This is a genomic window from Streptomyces griseoluteus (genome assembly GCF_004784465.1).
Lineage (GTDB): Bacteria > Actinomycetota > Actinomycetes > Streptomycetales > Streptomycetaceae > Streptomyces > Streptomyces griseoluteus.
The window spans coordinates 91418-106621 of the sequence record NZ_SRRU01000007.1 but is presented as its reverse complement, the minus strand read 5'-3'; the positions used below and the strand labels follow the sequence as shown (position 1 = coordinate 106621).

General features: G+C 72.1%; 17 protein-coding genes. 9 read left to right on the top strand and 8 right to left on the bottom strand.

The window, feature by feature from the left end; translation table 11 throughout:
* Nucleotides 1-5 precede the first annotated feature (5 nt).
* The 5 genes from E5082_RS19895 (at nt 6) to E5082_RS19875 (ending at nt 3763) form a co-directional block, all read left to right on the top strand.
* Nucleotides 6-521, top strand: coding sequence for an NUDIX domain-containing protein (locus E5082_RS19895; RefSeq protein WP_135792606.1), 516 nt, complete (start codon nt 6-8; stop codon nt 519-521).
* Nucleotides 522-542: 21 nt separating this feature from the next.
* Nucleotides 543-935, top strand: a complete 393-nt coding sequence (locus tag E5082_RS19890; RefSeq protein ID WP_135792605.1) for a YidH family protein — start codon at nt 543-545, stop codon at nt 933-935.
* Nucleotides 932-1246, top strand: a complete 315-nt coding sequence (locus E5082_RS19885) for a DUF202 domain-containing protein (RefSeq protein ID WP_135792604.1) — start codon at nt 932-934, stop codon at nt 1244-1246. The genes E5082_RS19890 and E5082_RS19885 overlap by 4 nt, the downstream gene beginning before the upstream one ends.
* Nucleotides 1247-1520: 274 nt before the next feature.
* On the top strand, nt 1521-2543 hold the full coding sequence (locus E5082_RS19880) for a phosphotransferase family protein (protein ID WP_135792603.1): 1023 nt from the start codon (nt 1521-1523) through the stop codon (nt 2541-2543).
* A 5-nt stretch (nt 2544-2548) separates the two neighbouring features.
* Nucleotides 2549-3763, top strand: coding sequence for an acyl-CoA dehydrogenase (locus E5082_RS19875; protein ID WP_135792602.1), 1215 nt, complete (start codon nt 2549-2551; stop codon nt 3761-3763).
* Nucleotides 3764-3817: 54 nt separating this feature from the next.
* Here the strand turns inward: E5082_RS19875 and E5082_RS19870 are convergent, their stop codons facing one another.
* Together E5082_RS19870 and E5082_RS19865 are read right to left on the bottom strand one after the other, a co-directional pair.
* Nucleotides 3818-4411 (bottom strand): TetR/AcrR family transcriptional regulator, encoded by a 594-nt coding sequence (locus E5082_RS19870; protein WP_135792601.1) that lies wholly within the window; start codon nt 4409-4411, stop codon nt 3818-3820.
* A gap of 97 nt (nt 4412-4508) precedes the next feature.
* Nucleotides 4509-5282: an SDR family oxidoreductase gene (locus tag E5082_RS19865; protein ID WP_135792600.1), complete on the bottom strand. Its 774-nt coding sequence runs from the start codon at nt 5280-5282 to the stop codon at nt 4509-4511.
* Between the two features lie 182 nt (nt 5283-5464).
* Between E5082_RS19865 and E5082_RS19860 the strand changes: the two genes are divergently transcribed.
* Nucleotides 5465-6706 (top strand): exo-beta-N-acetylmuramidase NamZ family protein, encoded by a 1242-nt coding sequence (locus E5082_RS19860; RefSeq protein ID WP_135792599.1) that lies wholly within the window; start codon nt 5465-5467, stop codon nt 6704-6706.
* A 40-nt stretch (nt 6707-6746) separates the two neighbouring features.
* On the opposite strand, the gene E5082_RS19855 is transcribed toward E5082_RS19860, so the two are convergent.
* Nucleotides 6747-9539 (bottom strand): penicillin acylase family protein, encoded by a 2793-nt coding sequence (locus E5082_RS19855; protein WP_135792598.1) that lies wholly within the window; start codon nt 9537-9539, stop codon nt 6747-6749.
* A gap of 256 nt (nt 9540-9795) precedes the next feature.
* Here E5082_RS19855 and E5082_RS19850 point away from each other — a divergent pair, with 256 nt between their 5' ends.
* On the top strand, nt 9796-10398 hold the full coding sequence (locus tag E5082_RS19850) for a hypothetical protein (protein WP_135792597.1): 603 nt from the start codon (nt 9796-9798) through the stop codon (nt 10396-10398).
* A 20-nt stretch (nt 10399-10418) separates the two neighbouring features.
* Nucleotides 10419-11141, top strand: coding sequence for a 3-keto-5-aminohexanoate cleavage protein (locus E5082_RS19845; RefSeq protein ID WP_135792596.1), 723 nt, complete (start codon nt 10419-10421; stop codon nt 11139-11141).
* On the opposite strand, the gene E5082_RS19840 is transcribed toward E5082_RS19845, so the two are convergent.
* Nucleotides 11126-11848: a hypothetical protein gene (locus E5082_RS19840; protein ID WP_135792595.1), complete on the bottom strand. Its 723-nt coding sequence runs from the start codon at nt 11846-11848 to the stop codon at nt 11126-11128. The genes E5082_RS19845 and E5082_RS19840 overlap by 16 nt on opposite strands.
* A complete protein-coding gene (gene soxR / locus E5082_RS19835) occupies nt 11835-12311 on the bottom strand; it encodes a redox-sensitive transcriptional activator SoxR (RefSeq protein ID WP_135792594.1) in 477 nt (158 codons plus the stop codon). Before soxR ends, E5082_RS19840 begins: the two co-directional genes overlap by 14 nt.
* A gap of 106 nt (nt 12312-12417) precedes the next feature.
* Here soxR and E5082_RS19830 point away from each other — a divergent pair, with 106 nt between their 5' ends.
* Nucleotides 12418-12879 carry a MaoC family dehydratase gene (locus tag E5082_RS19830; protein ID WP_086695364.1) on the top strand — a complete coding sequence of 154 codons (462 nt, stop codon included), beginning with the start codon at nt 12418-12420 and terminating at the stop codon, nt 12877-12879.
* Nucleotides 12880-12901: 22 nt separating this feature from the next.
* Here E5082_RS19830 and E5082_RS19825 read toward each other — a convergent pair whose 3' ends face one another.
* From E5082_RS19825 to E5082_RS19815, 3 genes are all read right to left on the bottom strand, one after another.
* Nucleotides 12902-13525, bottom strand: coding sequence for a TetR/AcrR family transcriptional regulator (locus tag E5082_RS19825; protein ID WP_135792593.1), 624 nt, complete (start codon nt 13523-13525; stop codon nt 12902-12904).
* A 58-nt stretch (nt 13526-13583) separates the two neighbouring features.
* Nucleotides 13584-13892, bottom strand: coding sequence for a YiaA/YiaB family inner membrane protein (locus E5082_RS19820; protein ID WP_030812545.1), 309 nt, complete (start codon nt 13890-13892; stop codon nt 13584-13586).
* 76 nt (nt 13893-13968) lie between these two features.
* Nucleotides 13969-15123, bottom strand: a complete 1155-nt coding sequence (locus E5082_RS19815) for an acyl-CoA dehydrogenase family protein (protein ID WP_135792852.1) — start codon at nt 15121-15123, stop codon at nt 13969-13971.
* Nucleotides 15124-15204: the final 81 nt, after the last annotated feature.

Below are 15204 nucleotides of genomic sequence, written 5' to 3'. Positions count from 1 at the left end.
GCGGGATGAACCCCGCCGACGAGATCCTCGACATCGTGGACGAGCACGACCGTGTCGTCACTCAGGCCCCGCGCGGCGAGGCGTACGCCAGGGGGCTGCGCCACCGCTGCGTCTTCGTCCAGGTCCGCGACGCCGAGGGCCGCCTCTTCGTGCACCGCCGCACCGCCACCAAGCTGGTCTTCCCCGCGCTGTACGACCTCTTCGTGGGCGGGGTGGTCGGCGCGGGCGAGTCCTACGACGAGGCGGCGCTGCGCGAGGCGGAGGAGGAGCTGGGGGTGAGCGGGCTGCCCGGGCCGGAGTACCTCTTCAAGTTCCTCTATGAGGACGAGGCCGGGCACGGCTGGTGGTCGGCGGTGTACGAGGTCCGCTGCGACCTGCCGGTGCGACCGCAGGTGGAGGAGGTGCAGTGGCACGCCTTCCTCACCGACGAGGAGGTGGCCGCGCGGGTCGGCGAGTGGGAGTGGGTGCCGGACGGGCTGGCCGCGCACGAGCGGCTGAGGGCGTTCCGGGCGGCCGGGTGACGCGCCGGTAGGGTCCGGCGTGTGAGCGAATTCGTACGCAACGTCCGGCTCTGGCTCGAACCCGAGCGGGTGCGGGACCAGGGCACCACCCCGGACTACCGGTTCTCGCTGGCCAACGAGCGGACCTTCCTGGCCTGGCTGCGGACCGCGCTGGCACTGATCGGCGGCGGTTTCGCGGTGGACCAGTTCCTGCCGCATCTGCGCTGGGCGTGGCGGGTGGCGCTGGCGCTGGCGTTGCTGGGCGCGGGGGTGCTGTGCGCGCTGCGGGCCGTGCACCACTGGATGCGCTGCGAGCAGGCGATGCGGCGGGGCGATGACCTGCCGGTGTCCCGGTTCCCGGCGGTGCTGAGCCTGCTGGTGGCGGTGGTCGCGGTGGTGATGGTCGTGGTGGTGCTGGCCGGATGGGCGGGATGACCGCTCCGGCCCGCGACGCGGGGCTCCAGCCGCAGCGCACCCGGCTGGCGTGGCGGCGTACGACCCTGTCGGGCACGGTGACCGCGGTGCTGGCGATACGGGCGTCGGTCCGCGCCGCCGGCCCCACGACCGGGGCGGTGCTGGTCCTGCTGTGCTGTGTGTGCTGGCTGGCCCTCCTCGCCCTGGCCCACCTGCGCATCCGCACCCTGGCGGCGAGCCCGGAACCGCCCACGCTCACCCCGCGCCTGGCATGGGCGGCGACGGGGTGCGCGGTGGCGCTGGCGCTGTGCGCGGGGGTGCTGGTGAGCTAAGGGGTGTCTTGCCGATCTTCGCGGACGCGTACAAGGGTGTTCACCAGCCGCGCAACCCCGGTGTCCCGATACGGGCGGTTCGCGGCGTTCACGCATAGCCTGTCCGTCGTCACCGCCCCCACCCGCCGAGCCCTCCGCGACCACGCCGGACACGCGGCGCCCGGCGTGTGTCCGGTCACGTCGGCGCACGCTTTACGGTGCACACACTGGACGGCATACCGACCGGTCGGCATCATGTGACGCGTTCCTGTTCACCCGTTCGTAGGAGTGATGTATGAGCGCCGACCACCCGCCCGGACTCGATCTCGACCGGCTGCGCGCGCTGCTCGACCGTGAGCGGCCCGGCCTGGTGACCGGTCCGCTGACCGGCAGGCTGATCGAGGGCGGACGGTCGAACCTCACCTACGCCGTCACCGACGGCACCTCCCGCTGGGTCGTCCGGCGCCCGCCGCTGGGCCACGTCCTGGCCACCGCGCACGACATGCGCCGCGAGCACCGGGTGATCAGCGCCCTGCACCCCACCCGCGTGCCGGTCCCCCGGCCGGTGCTGCTGTGCGAGGACGACGAGGTGCTGGGCGCCCCGTTCTACGTGATGGAGTTCGTCGCGGGTACCCCGTACCGCACGGCGGACCAGCTCGCGCCGCTCGGTGCGGAGCGCACCCGGAACGCGGTGCTGTCGCTGGTGGACACCCTCGTCGAGCTGCACGCGGTGGACCCCGCCGAGGTGGGGCTCGCCGACTTCGGCCGGCCCGAGGGCTTCCTGGACCGCCAGCTCCGCCGCTGGGGCAAGCAGCTCGACGCCTCCCGCAACCGCGAACTGGCGGGCGTGGACGAGCTGCACGCGGCCCTCGGCCGCTCGCTGCCCACCTCCCCGGCGCCGGCCGTGGTGCACGGCGACTACCGCCTGGACAACGTGCTGATCGGCGAGGGCGACCGGATCGAGGCCATCCTCGACTGGGAGATGTCGACCCTCGGCGACCCGCTCACCGACCTCGGCCTGCTGGTGATGTACAGCCAGCCGCTCGGGATGGCCCACTCCCCCGTCTCCACCACCGCAGAGGCCCCCGGCCACCCCACGCCCGCCGAGCTGATCGAGCGGTACGCGGAGCGCTCCGGCCGCGATGTCTCGGACGTCAACTGGTACACCGCGTTCGCCTGGTTCAAGCTCGCCGTGATCCTGGAGGGCATCCACTACCGGTACACCCTCGGCCAGACGGTGGGCAGCGGCTTCGACCGCATCGGGGACCTGGTGCCCGTCTTCATCGACCACGGACTGACCACGCTTCAGGAAGGCTAGAGCAGATGGACTTCGCGTTCGACGCGCGCACCGAGGAACTCCGCACCCGTCTCCTCGCCTTCATGGACGAGTACGTCTACCCGGCCGAGAAGACCGCCGAGGAGCAGCGGGCGCTGCTGGACTCCCCCTGGGACACCCCGGCGGTGGTGGAGGAGCTGAAGGCCGAGGCGCGGCGGCAGGGCCTGTGGAACCTCTTCCTGCCCGACGCCGAGTACGGTGCCGGGCTGACCAACCTCCAGTACGCGCCGCTGGCCGAGATCACCGGCCGGTCCCCGCAGTTGGCGCCGACCGCGCTGAACTGCGCGGCACCGGACACCGGGAACATGGAGGTGCTGGCGCAGTTCGGCACGGACGAGCAGAAGAAGCAGTGGCTGGAGCCGCTGCTGGCCGGGGAGATCCGCTCGGCGTTCGCCATGACCGAGCCGGAGGTGGCCTCCTCGGACGCCACCAACATCACCACCCACATCGAGCGGGACGGTGACGAATACGTCATCACGGGCCGCAAGTGGTACATCTCCGGGGCGATGAACCCGGACTGCAAGATCTTCATCGTGATGGGCAAGACCGACCCGGACGGCGAGGACCTGCGCCGTCAGCAGTCGATGGTGCTGGTCCCGCGGGACACGCCCGGTGTGACCGTGAAGCGGGCCATGCAGGTCTTCGGGTACGAGGACCACTCGCACGGCGGGCACGCGGAGGTCGTCTTCGACCACGCGCGCGTGCCGGTGGCCAACCTGGTGGGCGAGGAGGGCGGCGGCTTCGCCATCGCTCAGGCCCGGCTCGGTCCGGGGCGCATCCACCACTGCATGCGGCTGATCGGCATGGCCGAGCGGGCCATCGAGCTGATGTGCCGGCGGGCGGTGTCGCGTACCGCGTTCGGCAAGCCGCTGGCGCAGCAGGGGGTGGTGCAGAACTGGATCGCGGACGCGCGGGTGGCGGTGGAGCAGCTCCGGCTGCTGGTGCTGAAGACGGCCTGGCTGATGGACACCGTCGGCAACCGGGGCGCGCACACCGAGATCCAGGCCATCAAGATCGCCACTCCGCGGGCGGTGGTGGAGATCCTGGACCGGGCGATCCAGTTGCACGGCGCGGGCGGGGTGAGCCAGGACTTCCCGCTGGCCGACCTGTACGCGGGGGCCCGCACGCTGATGCTGGCGGACGGCCCCGACGAGGTGCACCAGCGCTCGCTGGCCCGGCGTGAGCTGAAGAAGTACCTGTAAAAGCACCTGTTGTAAGGGGCGCCCTCCACTGCGGGCGCCCCTTACGCGTTGCCGCTACGGGCGCAGGGCGCGCAGCAGGAGGTCGGCGAGGTGGTCGGCGACCTGCTGCGGGGTGAGCGGGCCCTTGGGGCGGTACCAGGTGGAGAGGTGGTGGACCGAGCCGAAGTGGTAGTCCACGACGAGGTCGGCCGGGGTGGCGGTGGAGAACACGCCCTCGCGCTGGCCCTCTTCGATGAGCGCCCGGAACCGTTCGTGGTAGCGACGGCGTTCGGCGCGGACCTGCTTGTTCTTCTCGGGGCTCAGGTGGTGCATCGAGCGGAAGAAGATCATCGCGTCGTCGAGGTTGTCGATGGTGGTGACGACGACGTCGGCTGCCGCGTCCCGCACCCGCTTCTCCACCGGCTCGTCGGCGTCCGCGAAGGCGTCCAGGCGCTCCTGCTGGAGGCGCAGCACGCGCGCGTAGACCTCGTGCAGGAGGTCGTCCTTGGAGCCGAAGTAGTGGTAGAGCGCGCCCTTGGTGACTCCGGCGGCCTCGACGATCTCCTGCACCGAGGTGCGGTCGTAGCCCTGGTCGGCGAAGAGGCGGGTCGCGGCGTCCAGCAGCCGCCGGGGGACGGGTGTGGCGTCTCCGTCCGTGTTCCTGGGCACTGCCGCCACCTGCCTTTCCGTCGGGTCGCCGACTGTCGTCACTGGGGCGGGAAGGGTTCCCCGCCGGAGGATCTTCCCATCCCCCGGCGGGGCCGGGTCAGCGGGAGTCCTCCCAGGCGCGCTGGAGCCGGTTCATGCCGCCCAGCCACTTGTCCGGCTGGGCCGCGCGGGCCTGGTAGTACTCGGCCACCTCGGGGTGCGGCAGGATCAGGAAGCGGTCCTCGGCCATGCCCGCGAACAGCGCGTCGGCGACCTCGGCCGGCTCGATCGCGGTCGGCTGGAGCACCAGGTCGCCGGCGCTGCCGGTGGCGGACAGCATGTCGGTGCGCACACCCTGCGGGCAGATCGCGTGCACCTTCACGCCCCGGTGGCGGTAGGTGAGGGACAGCCACTCGGCGAAGGCCAGCGCGCCGTGCTTGGTGACGCTGTAGGAGGGGGCGCCGATCATGGTGAGCAGTCCGGCGGCGGAGACGGTGGAGACGAACCGGCCGCCGCCCCGCTCCAGCCAGCCGGGCAGCAGGTCGTGGGCGGCGCGGACGTGGGCCATCACATTGACGTCCCAGGACACCGCCCAGGACCGCTCGTCCAGCGGGCCGCCGGGGGTGCCGTCCTCGAAGGCGACGCCCGCGTTGGCGCAGTACACGTCGATGGCGCCGCCGAGCGCCGCACGGGCCTCGGCGACGATGCCCGAGGCGTCGCCGGGCACGGCGATGCCCCCGATCTCCTCGGCCACCGCCTTGGCCTTCTCGGCGTCGAGGTCGTTGACGACGACCCGGGCACCCTCGGCGGCGAACCGGCGGGCGAGAGCCGCCCCGATCCCCCCGCCCGCCCCGGTGACGACGACTCCGGCGTCCTGCACGGCTTCCACCAGCGGCCTCCTTCGAGCTGTGGCTGTGCGCGGCGGTCACGCCGCCGCGGCGCCAGACTAACCAGTCGGTATGCCGGAGGGAAGGGGAATCCCCGACGGCTCCCGGTCCGGCGCGTTCCCTGGCGGGCCGCCAGGCGCTAGCGTCCCCGTGGTCATGACACCCGCCGCGCTCACGGAGGTCCCGTATGACGCTGTCCAGACGGAGCATGCTCGCCACCACCGCTACGGCCGCCGTCGGGGCCGGGGTCCCGGCCCCCGCCTCGGACGCCGGCGCCGGGCACCGGGTGCGCACCGGGTTCGAGCGGCTGGCCGCCGACGGCTACGCCCCGCTGGCCGGCCGGAAGGCCGGCATCGTCACCAACCCGACCGGCGTCACCCGCGACGTCCGGCACATCGTGGACGTGATGCACGCGGACGACCGGGTGCGGCTGACCGCCGTCTTCGGCCCCGAGCACGGCTTCAGGGGCACCGCCCAGGCGGGCGGCTCGGAGGGGCGCTACAACGACCCGGCGACCGGGCTGCCGGTGTACGACACGTATCTCAAGAGCGGCCAGGCGCTCGCCGACGTCTTCACCGCCTCCGGGGTGGACACGGTCGTCTTCGACATCCAGGACGCGGGCGCCCGCTTCTACACGTACATCTGGACACTGTACGACTGCATGGAGGCGGCGGCGCTGGCGGGCAAGCGGTTCCTGGTGCTGGACCGCCCGAACCCGGTGACCGGCCGGGCCGCCCTGGGGCCGGTGCTGCACGAGGAGTTCGCCACGTTCGTCGGCCGGCGGCCGATCGCGCAGGCGCACGGGATGACCGTGGCGGAGCTGGCCCGGCTGTTCAACGGAGAGTTCCTGGACAAGCCGGTGCCGCTGGAGACGGTGACCATGACGGGCTGGCGTCGCGGGATGTTCTTCGGCGACTGCGGGCTGCCCTGGGTGCCGCCGAGCCCGAACATGCCGACCCCGGACACCGCCCTGGTGTACTCCGGGACCTGTCTGTTCGAGGGCACCAACCTCTCCGAGGGCCGGGGCACCACCCGCCCCTTCGAACTCCTCGGCGCGGAGGGCATCGACGGGCGCTGGGCCCGCGAGGCGAACAGGGCGGGGCTGCCGGGGGTGCGGTTCCGGGAGGCGTACTTCGCGCCGACGTTCTCCAAGTTCCAGGGGAAGACGGTCGGCGGGGTGCAGCTCCATGTGCACGATCCGGCGGCCTTCGACCCGGTGCTGACCGGGGTGACATTGCTGGTGACGGCACGGCGGGTGTGGGACGGGTTCGCCTGGCGGCCGGACAACTGGATCGACAAGCTGACCGGTTCGGAGCGGGTGCGCACGATGATCGACGCCGGGGCCGGGGCGGAAGAGGTGGCGGCCGCCTGGCACGGTGAGCTGACGGCCTTCCGCCGGGTGCGGGCGAAGTACCTGATGTACCGCTGAGCGCGGCGGCCCCGTACCGGGAGCCGCCGCTCACGGGCCGTCAGCGGTGCGCGGTGTACTCCACGACCTGCTGGTAGGTCGGCCGGTTCTGCCAGCTGATGTTGCCGTGCTTGATGCCGCCCAGGGTGCGCTGCTGGATCGAGTCGGCGCACCACTGGTCCCCGGCCGGGCACAGCTCGTCGCCCGGGTAGACCTGGGCGGCGGTGAGCCCGGCGGCCTGCTTCAGCGTGCCGAGCAGGACGTCCCGGCAGGCGGAGAGGCTGCCGTCGCCGCAGTACTCGCGGGCCAGGCCGCCCTGTACGGGCTCACCGAGCACCGCCCGTATGTCCTTGTCGACATAGCTCCACCAGCCGTACTGGAACGAGCTTCCGGCGTGCGATCCGGTCGGGCCGTGCCCGGCGGAGGGTGCCTCGTCCACCGGGAGGTTGGCGGTGAAGGCGCCGTACAGGCCGCTGCCGAGGCCGGGTTCGAACTCGGCCTTCACCAGCAGGGGCCACCAGGCGTCCAGCACGCGGATCGCGTCGGAGTCGGCGTACTTCTTCGACCCCGCCGACGTCTCGGTGCGCCTGGCACCCGCGTCCAGCCATGTCTGGAGCTTGGCCGCGGCCGCCGCCGCAGTCGGGTCGGCCACCGGCGCCGAGTTGACGACCTTGAGCAGCTCGGGCAGCACGTCCTCGGCGCGCAGGTCGGCCAGGGCCGCGTCCGCCATCGCCTGGACCAGCTTGGTCCGGGTGACCCCGCCCTGCGCGACCAGCCTGCTCACCCGGTCGTCGAGAAGGTCGCCCCGGTGCACCGAGCCCTCGCCCCAGGGCGCGGCGGTGTACGCCTCGGCCTGCTTGTTGTTCCAGGAGATGTAGTAGTCCTGGTCGACGGAGTTGGGGTGTTCGCCCGCCGGGGTGTAGTCGGCGGTGTTGGCGGCCGGGTCCCAGTTCCGCCACTCGTAGGCCGGCTGGGCCCACACCGGGAACTCGGCGTCGACACCGGCCGCGCGGACCGGGTTGTCGCCGCTGTTGTAGTACGCGGTGTGCGCGGAGTCGGCGTAGAACCAGTTGAAGGTGAAGTTGATGTGCTGGGCCGCCTTCTGGAAGTCCTCGGGGCCCTTCACATAGCCGGGGTCGTTGAGCATCTGGAAGCCGATGATGGAGTCGGCCTCGTGCAGGTAGGAGGAGCGCAGGGTGGTGTAGGCGACCTTCTTCCCGCCGACGGTCGCCCGGTACTGCACGGGCCCGTACCTGGTCCGCCACACCCGCATGGTGTACGAACCGGCGGCGGTGCCGTCGGCCACGGTGGGCTTCCAGGCGTTCTTCCGCTCGACCTGCTCCATCGCGGTGCAGGTGCCCCGGTAGAGGTAGTGGTGGTCGTCCTGGCACAGCTCGACGGCGTAGGTGTCGATGATGTCCTGGCCGGAGGTGGTGGCGCTCCAGGAGTAGTCCTGGCCGCGTCCCAGTTCGACGTACATGCTCAGGCCCGCGAAGGAGGCGCCGCGGGCGCTGATGCCGGGGCCCTGGATCTCCTGGAGCATCAGGAGCTGCGGGGCGAAGTAGCCGGTCTGCGGGCCGAAGACGGCCACCGGGTGGCCACTGGCGGTGTGCTTGCCGCTGACCACGAGGGCGTTGGACATGCCGCGCCGGGCGGAGCTGAGGGTGTCCTTCGCGGCGGCGGTGGAGGAACTCCTGGCGCTCGCGGTGCCCGCGCTGCCGGTGCGGTCGTGGACCAGCGGCTCCTGGGTGACCGAGCCGGCGTCGGGCAGGGCCTGGCCGCGGGGGCTGTCGGGGCGGGTGGCGTAGGGGAAGCGCTGTCCGTCGTGGAGGGTGAGGACGGCCTCGGGGTCGTTGCGCATCCGGAAGGACTCCCAGACGCGGGTGCCCTCCTCGACGCCGTACTTGGACTGGGCGGCGATCAGCGAGAGGGCGTTGTTCACCTCGCCGCCCCCGCCGGAGCCGAACAGCGTGCCGACCACCGAGGCGAGCGCCACCAGGTCGGTGACCTTGAAGTGGTCGATGGTGCCGGCGTTGGTGATGGAGTCCTTGTGGCCGGTGAGGACGTACTCGCCGGGGAAGTAACGGCCGCTGTCGGAGGCGTCGATGTAGGCGTTGATGCCGTCCAGGTAGGCGGTGACGTCGGCGAGGGCCTGCTGTCCGCGCTCGCCGTTACGGGCCACGGCGCCGTCGATCTGGGCCTGGAGGTCGGCCTCGGTGTAGGGCGCCTGGCGGTAGAACTCCTGCTCCAGGCCCTGGTTGGCGGGGGCGCCGCCGGCGAAGCCGGTCAACTGGCCCCGGCCCACGTGCCGGAACACGTCCATCAGCCACAGCCGGTCCTGCCCGGCCGCGTAACCGGCGCCGAACTCGGTGCCGTAGCGGGTGGTGCCGGTGATGTGGGGCACTCCGGTCTTCTTGTCCCGGACGATCGTGACGTCGGTGCGCCCGGCGGGCCTCTCGGTGGAGGCGACCTGGGCGGCGGGGACGCCGAACGAGGCGTCGTTGAAAAAGTTGTTGATCTTCGCGTCGGTCAGGCCGGGGTGGCCGGTGGCGAGATTCGCGTAGGGGCCGAGCTGGTCCTCGGCATGCGCCGGCTGGGTGCCGAAAGCCTGGTTGAGCAGGATCTGCGCCAGGGTGGCATTGCCGTTCTCACCCGGCGGAAGGATGTCCGAACACTGGCCGGAACAGTAGTCGTTCGTCGCGGTGGGAGCGCTTGTGGCGGCCGCCGCCTGACCGAGCGGTGAAAGACAACCGGCGATCAGGACGCATATCGAGGCCGTCTTCAGGAACCCGGAGAGTGTGCGAGGAGTTCTGAGTCTGTCGGACAACGCGTTACGTGGGGTGCGCCGTGGCATGGCAGCTCCTCCCGACGGGGGTGGGCCGGACGTTACCGCCGGTATCCCCGCGAAGAAAGGTGAACATGCGTCAAGTTCCGCGGCCGGTCGGGCGGATGCCCGGCGGTCAACACGGAACGCGTTATGGGAGGCCATCGGAAATCGGATGGAGCCGGATCTGCCCGCGACACGTCTATCCGGCGACGTCGCGCGACAGCCGTACGGCGACGCCGAGGTGACCGAAGAGCGGACACAGGTGTGACGGAGGTGCAGGGCGATGGCCGGATTCCGAAGTCTGGCGAGACAGGTGCGCGATCCGCGATGCGATCTGGCGCTGCGGCGCTACTCACTGCGCAAGTGCCTGGAGCGGTTCGCTCCTTACGGGCACCGGGCGACCTGGGACCATCTGTGCGGGCGGGCCGGTTTCGGCCCGGAGGACCGCTCTCCCGACCCGGCGCGGCTCGTGGCCGCACTGGTGGAGCTGGAGCAGGCGCGCGCGGTGTGGCTGACCTACGAGGCCGATTTCGCCGAGCGCCGGAAGAAGGAGAAGCACGACGGCCTGCGCAGGCCGGGCAGTGTCGACGACTGGCACCGGATGACCTGGGGCGGCTTCGGTGTCGCCTGGTGCGACGACCCGCGGCTGCACCCCCGTGAGCCGCTGGCCGACGTACTGCACCGGATCATCAGCGCCCTGGAGCGCCGGCCGGGGTCGGTGTGCCCGGTCTGCGACGGCGAGCGGCTGGTGTGGCGGTACGGCCTCGATCACGAGCCCTCGGCCGGGCCGGTGTGCACGGACTGCGGCATCCTGGTGCCGCGTCCGGTCCTCACCGACGACGCGCTGGCCTCGGCGCGGCGGGAGCGGCTGCTGATGTCGGCCTGACGGGGCGGCACCATGGTGGGGTGCAGGTCTGTCTGAACGGGAGCAGAACGGCGGCGGACGGGGCCCGAGTCCCGCTGGCGCCGGAGGAGTTGGCGCGGTCGGCCGCGCAGGCGGTCGCCGCCGGGGCCACGGAGGCGCATGCGCATCCCCGGACGCCGTGCGGGCGGGAGTCCCTGTCCGCACGCGTCGTCGGGCCCGTGGTCGAGGCACTGCGCCGGCTCGCCGGGGTGCCGGTCGGGGTGACCACCGGCGCCTGGGCGGAACCCGATCCGGCCGCGCGGCTGGAGCGGGTGCGCTCCTGGTCGGTGCTGCCCGACTTCGCCTCGGTCAACTGGCACGAGCCGGGAGCCGAGGAGCTTGCCGCGCTGCTGCTGAGGCGGGGCGTCGGGGTCGAGGCGGGCATCTGGTCGGGCACCGAGGGCGCGGCGCGCTTCGCCGTCTCCCCGCTGGGGCCGCGCGTGCTGCGGGTACTGGCGGAGGTGACGGACACCGGTCCGGCGACCGCCGTGGCGTCGGCGCACGCCCTGCTCACCGAACTGGGCACGGCGCACGGCCGTCCCGTCCTGCTGCATGGCGAGGACGGCGGCGCGTGGCCCGTGCTGCGGCTGGCCGGACGGCTGGGACTGGCGACTCGTATCGGCCTGGAGGACACGCTGTTCCTGCCGGGCGGTGAACGAGCCCTGTCCAACGCCCGATTGGTGGCGGCGGGACTGACCGAATACGCGGTTCAGCGGGACCAGTAGGGGTCGTTCCAGCGGGCGTCGTACGGCAGCGCGAGGAGGGCCGTGCGGTCGGCGAGGTCGGTCAGTCCGAGAGGCCGGAGGCGGGCGGGGGCGCGTTCGCCCAGCCAGGTCTGGAGTTCGGCGCGAGCGCGGGGCTCGTCGTCCGGACGCCACCACGTGAAGGGCCAGCGGTCGGCGAGAAGATCGTCCGACCACCATTCCACGCAGTCCGCGACATGCGCGTCGGCCTCGGGTCCGGCCTCCCACGCCGCCAGCAGCGGTGCCGCCTCACCTAGTACGGAGCAGCAGATCTCGAAGATGTCCCGGACCGGGTAGGGCGGCTCGGCGGCACCGAGGGCCTCCCGCCACCAGGCTCCGAAGAACGCCTCGACCGCTCGCGCCTGGGGGCCCCGCCAGGACCGCCAGTCCACCCGGCTCAGCCCGAGCGGCATCCACCCGGCGTCCTCCAGGGTGCCGTCGGCCAGGGCGTGCGCGCTCTGCGGCAGCAGGCGGCGCATCGCGGCGGCGTGGTCGGCGAAGTGCTGCGGCGACTTGTGCAGGAAGCGGTTCAGCAGCTCGGCCGGCAGGCGGGTGTGCGGGGTACGCAGGTACGCGGCGTCCTCGGCGGTGCAGCAGTGGCGGGCGCAGCCGAACTCGGCGCGGCTCGCCTCGCCGTTGAACACCACGTCGATCTCCGCCAGCGCGGCGACGAGTTCAGGAGTGCGCACGCGGCCCCGGCTCCTCCCGCATCAGACGGGACCCGGCCGCGCGCTCGCCGAACACGTCGTCCGGGTTGGACAGCACGCACGTGGCCAGCGAGAGGCAGCCGCAGCCGATGCAGTCGGTGAGGTGGTCGCGCAGCCGGTTGAGCTGGTTGATCCGGTCGTCCAGCTCCGAGCGCCACGCCTCGGAGAGCCGGGCCCAGTCCGCGCGGGTCGGGGTGCGCTCCTCGGGCAGTTCGGCGAGGGCCTCGCGGATGGTGGCGAGCGGGATGCCGACCCGCTGGGCGGCGCGTACGAAGGCGACCCGGCGCAGGGTGTCGCGGGTGTAGCGGCGCTGGTTGCCGGAGGTGCGGCGGCTGCTGATCAGGCCCTTGGACTCGTAGAAGTGCAGGGCGGAGACGGCAGCGCCGCTGCGCGCGGACAACTGGCCTACGGTCAGCTCGTGGATCTTCTCGGGAAGCTGGGGCACCGTCCTGAGCCTACCGACCCTCCGGACCGGGCGAGCCGTTGACAGGCGCCGCCCGCCCCACCATGCTAAGCAGTTGCTTAGACTTACGACGCGAGAGGCCGGGATCATGGCAGAACCGAGGACCTTCCACTCCCCCGACGAGCTGAAGGCGGCCGTGGGCGAGCAGCTCGGCCACACCGACTGGCTGGAGGTCGACCAGAAGCGGATCGACCTGTTCGCGGAGGCCACCGGCGACCACCAGTGGATTCACGTGGACCCGCAGAAGGCGGCCGCGGGCCCCTTCGGCACCACCATCGCGCACGGCTACCTCACGCTCTCCCTGCTCCCCCTGTTCGGGCCGCAGCTCATCGCGGTCGAGGGCGTGAGGATGGGCGTCAACTACGGCACCAACAAGGTCCGCTTCCCCGCTCCGGTGCCGGTCGGCTCCCGGCTGCGCTCCACCGCGGTGATCACCGGCGTGGAGGACGTGCCGGGCGGGGTGCAGGTGTCGGTCGCCTTCACCGTGGAGCGCGAGGGCGGCGACAAGCCGGTGTGCGTGGCGGAGTCGGTGTCCCGCTACTACTTCTGATCCCGGAAGGCGGGCGCCGGGGTCAGTGGGCCCCGACCATCCGCAGGACGAGGCCCGCGTACAGCTCGCCGACCTGCTCGGGGGTGCGCGGGCCGTCCACGTTGAACCAGCGGGCCACGTCGATGCAGAGCGACAGGATGGCGAGGGTGGTGCCCTGCACGTCGGGGACGTCGAACTCGCCGGCCGCCACGCCGTCCTCGATGATCCCGCGCACCTCGGCGTCCACCTGGCGGCGCAGCGCGACGATCTCGGCGCGGGCGTCCGGGCCGAGCGCGTCCAGCTCGTACTGCACGACCCGCGCGGTGGTGCGGCGGCCGGCGTGCCAGCGGACGAAGGAGCTGACCCCGTCCGCGAGCCGCTCGGTGGCCGTGCCCTCGCCGCGCGCGGCGGTGCGCAGGATGTCGAGCGCCTTGTCGTGACCGATGCGGCTGATCCGGTGGAGCAGCTCTTCCTTGGTCTTGTAGTGGATGTAGAGCGCGGCCGGGCTCATCCCGGCGCGGCCCGCGATGTCGCGGGTGGTGGTGGCGTGGTAGCCGCGCTCGGCGAAGGCTTCCACGGCGGCGACGAGCAGCCGCCGGGCCGCGTCCGGGGTGACCTCGGCCCACGCGTCGGCCTCGCCGCCGACCGTCTCCTCCGCCGCACTCATCGCTCGCCCCTCCTCGGATGACAGGAGCACCACCATACCGCCGAAGGTGAGCGGCCGCTTAGCGCGACTGCTGCGGACCCGGGGTCTTGCGGTACGGGTCGTGGGAGGTGAGGAGTTCCTCCATGCGGGCCTGGTCGACTCTGCTGACGATCTCGCCGGCCTCCTGTCTGTCGCGGATCACCTTGGCGAGGGTGAAGGCGGAGGTGACGAGGTAGAGGACGGCGATGGCGAGGAAGCCGCGCACCCAGGCGTTGGCGTCCAGCCGGTAGATGCCGATCGCGGTGGCCGTCATGGCGACGGCGAAGGAGGCGACGGCCTGTCCGTAGAAGGCGGCCGTGCTCTGCTGCTTGACGGGTGTGTCGCTCATGGCACGAGTGTCGGCGGACGCGGCGCGGGCCACATCCGCCGAGGTACTCAGTACCCGTACTCAGAACGGCGCGGCCTCAGAACGCGGAGACGCCCGTGAGCGCGCGGCCGATGAGGAGCTTCTGGATCTGGCTGGTGCCCTCGTACAGGGTCATCACGCGGGCGTCGCGCAGCAGCTTGCCCACCGGGTACTCGTCGATGTAGCCGTAACCCCCGAACACCTGGAGGGCGTTGGAGGCGGCGCGCACGGCGGCCTCGGAGGCGAACAGCTTGGCCTTGGACGACTCCGTGGCGAACGGCTCGCCCCGGTCGATCAGGTCGGCCACCCGCCAGGTGAGCAGCCGGGCGGCGTCCACGTCCACGGCGATGTCGCTGATCAGCTCCTGCACCAGCTGGTGCCGGGCGATGGAGGTGCCGAACTGCTCGCGCTCACCGGCGTACTGGACGGCCGCGTCCAGGGCGGCCTGGGCTATGCCGACACAGCCCGCGGCGACCGACATCCGGCCCTTGGCGAGCGCGGACATGGCGACGGAGAAGCCCTTGCCCTCGGCGCCGACCATCGCGGAGGCGGGCACCCGCACGTCCTCCAGCACCAGTTCGGCGGTGGCCTGGCCGCGCAGGCCGAGCTTGCCGTGGATGGTGCGGCGGGTGAGGCCGGGAGTGTCGGTGGGGACGAGGAAGGCGGAGACGCCCTTGTGGCCGGGGGCGTCGGTGGAGCGGGCGAAGAGCAGCACCACGTCGGCCCAGGTGCCGTTGGTGATGAACATCTTGGTGCCGCTCAGTACGTAGTCTCCCCCACCCTCCCGTACGGCCCGCGTGGTGAGGTTGCCCGCGTCCGAGCCGGTGCCGGGCTCGGTGAGGCCGAAGCAGCCGATCAGCTCGCCGGAGGTCAGCCCCGGCAGCCAGCGCCGCTTCTGCTCCTCGTCGCCCCAGGCCGCGATGGACTTGGCGACCAGGCCGAGGGAGACGGAGACGATCCCGCGCACCGAGGAGTCACCGCGCCCCAGTTCCTCGGTGACCAGGCAGTACGCGAGATGGTCGCCGCCGGAGCCGCCGTACTCCTCGTCGATGGTCAGACCCAGGAAGCCGACCTCGCCGAGCTTCTTCACGATCCCCCGGTCGACCTCCTCGGCGCGGTCCCAGGCGGTGACGTGGGGGGCGATCTCGCGCTCCACGAAGTCACGGGCCAGTCGCCGTACGGCCGCCTGTTCCTCGCTCAGGCCCAGGTTCACCACGCGATCACCCCACACGGCCTCAGCGGGAACCCGTAAGGCCCTTGAAAGACGTACATTTAAATTAGCAGTGCTAGTTTC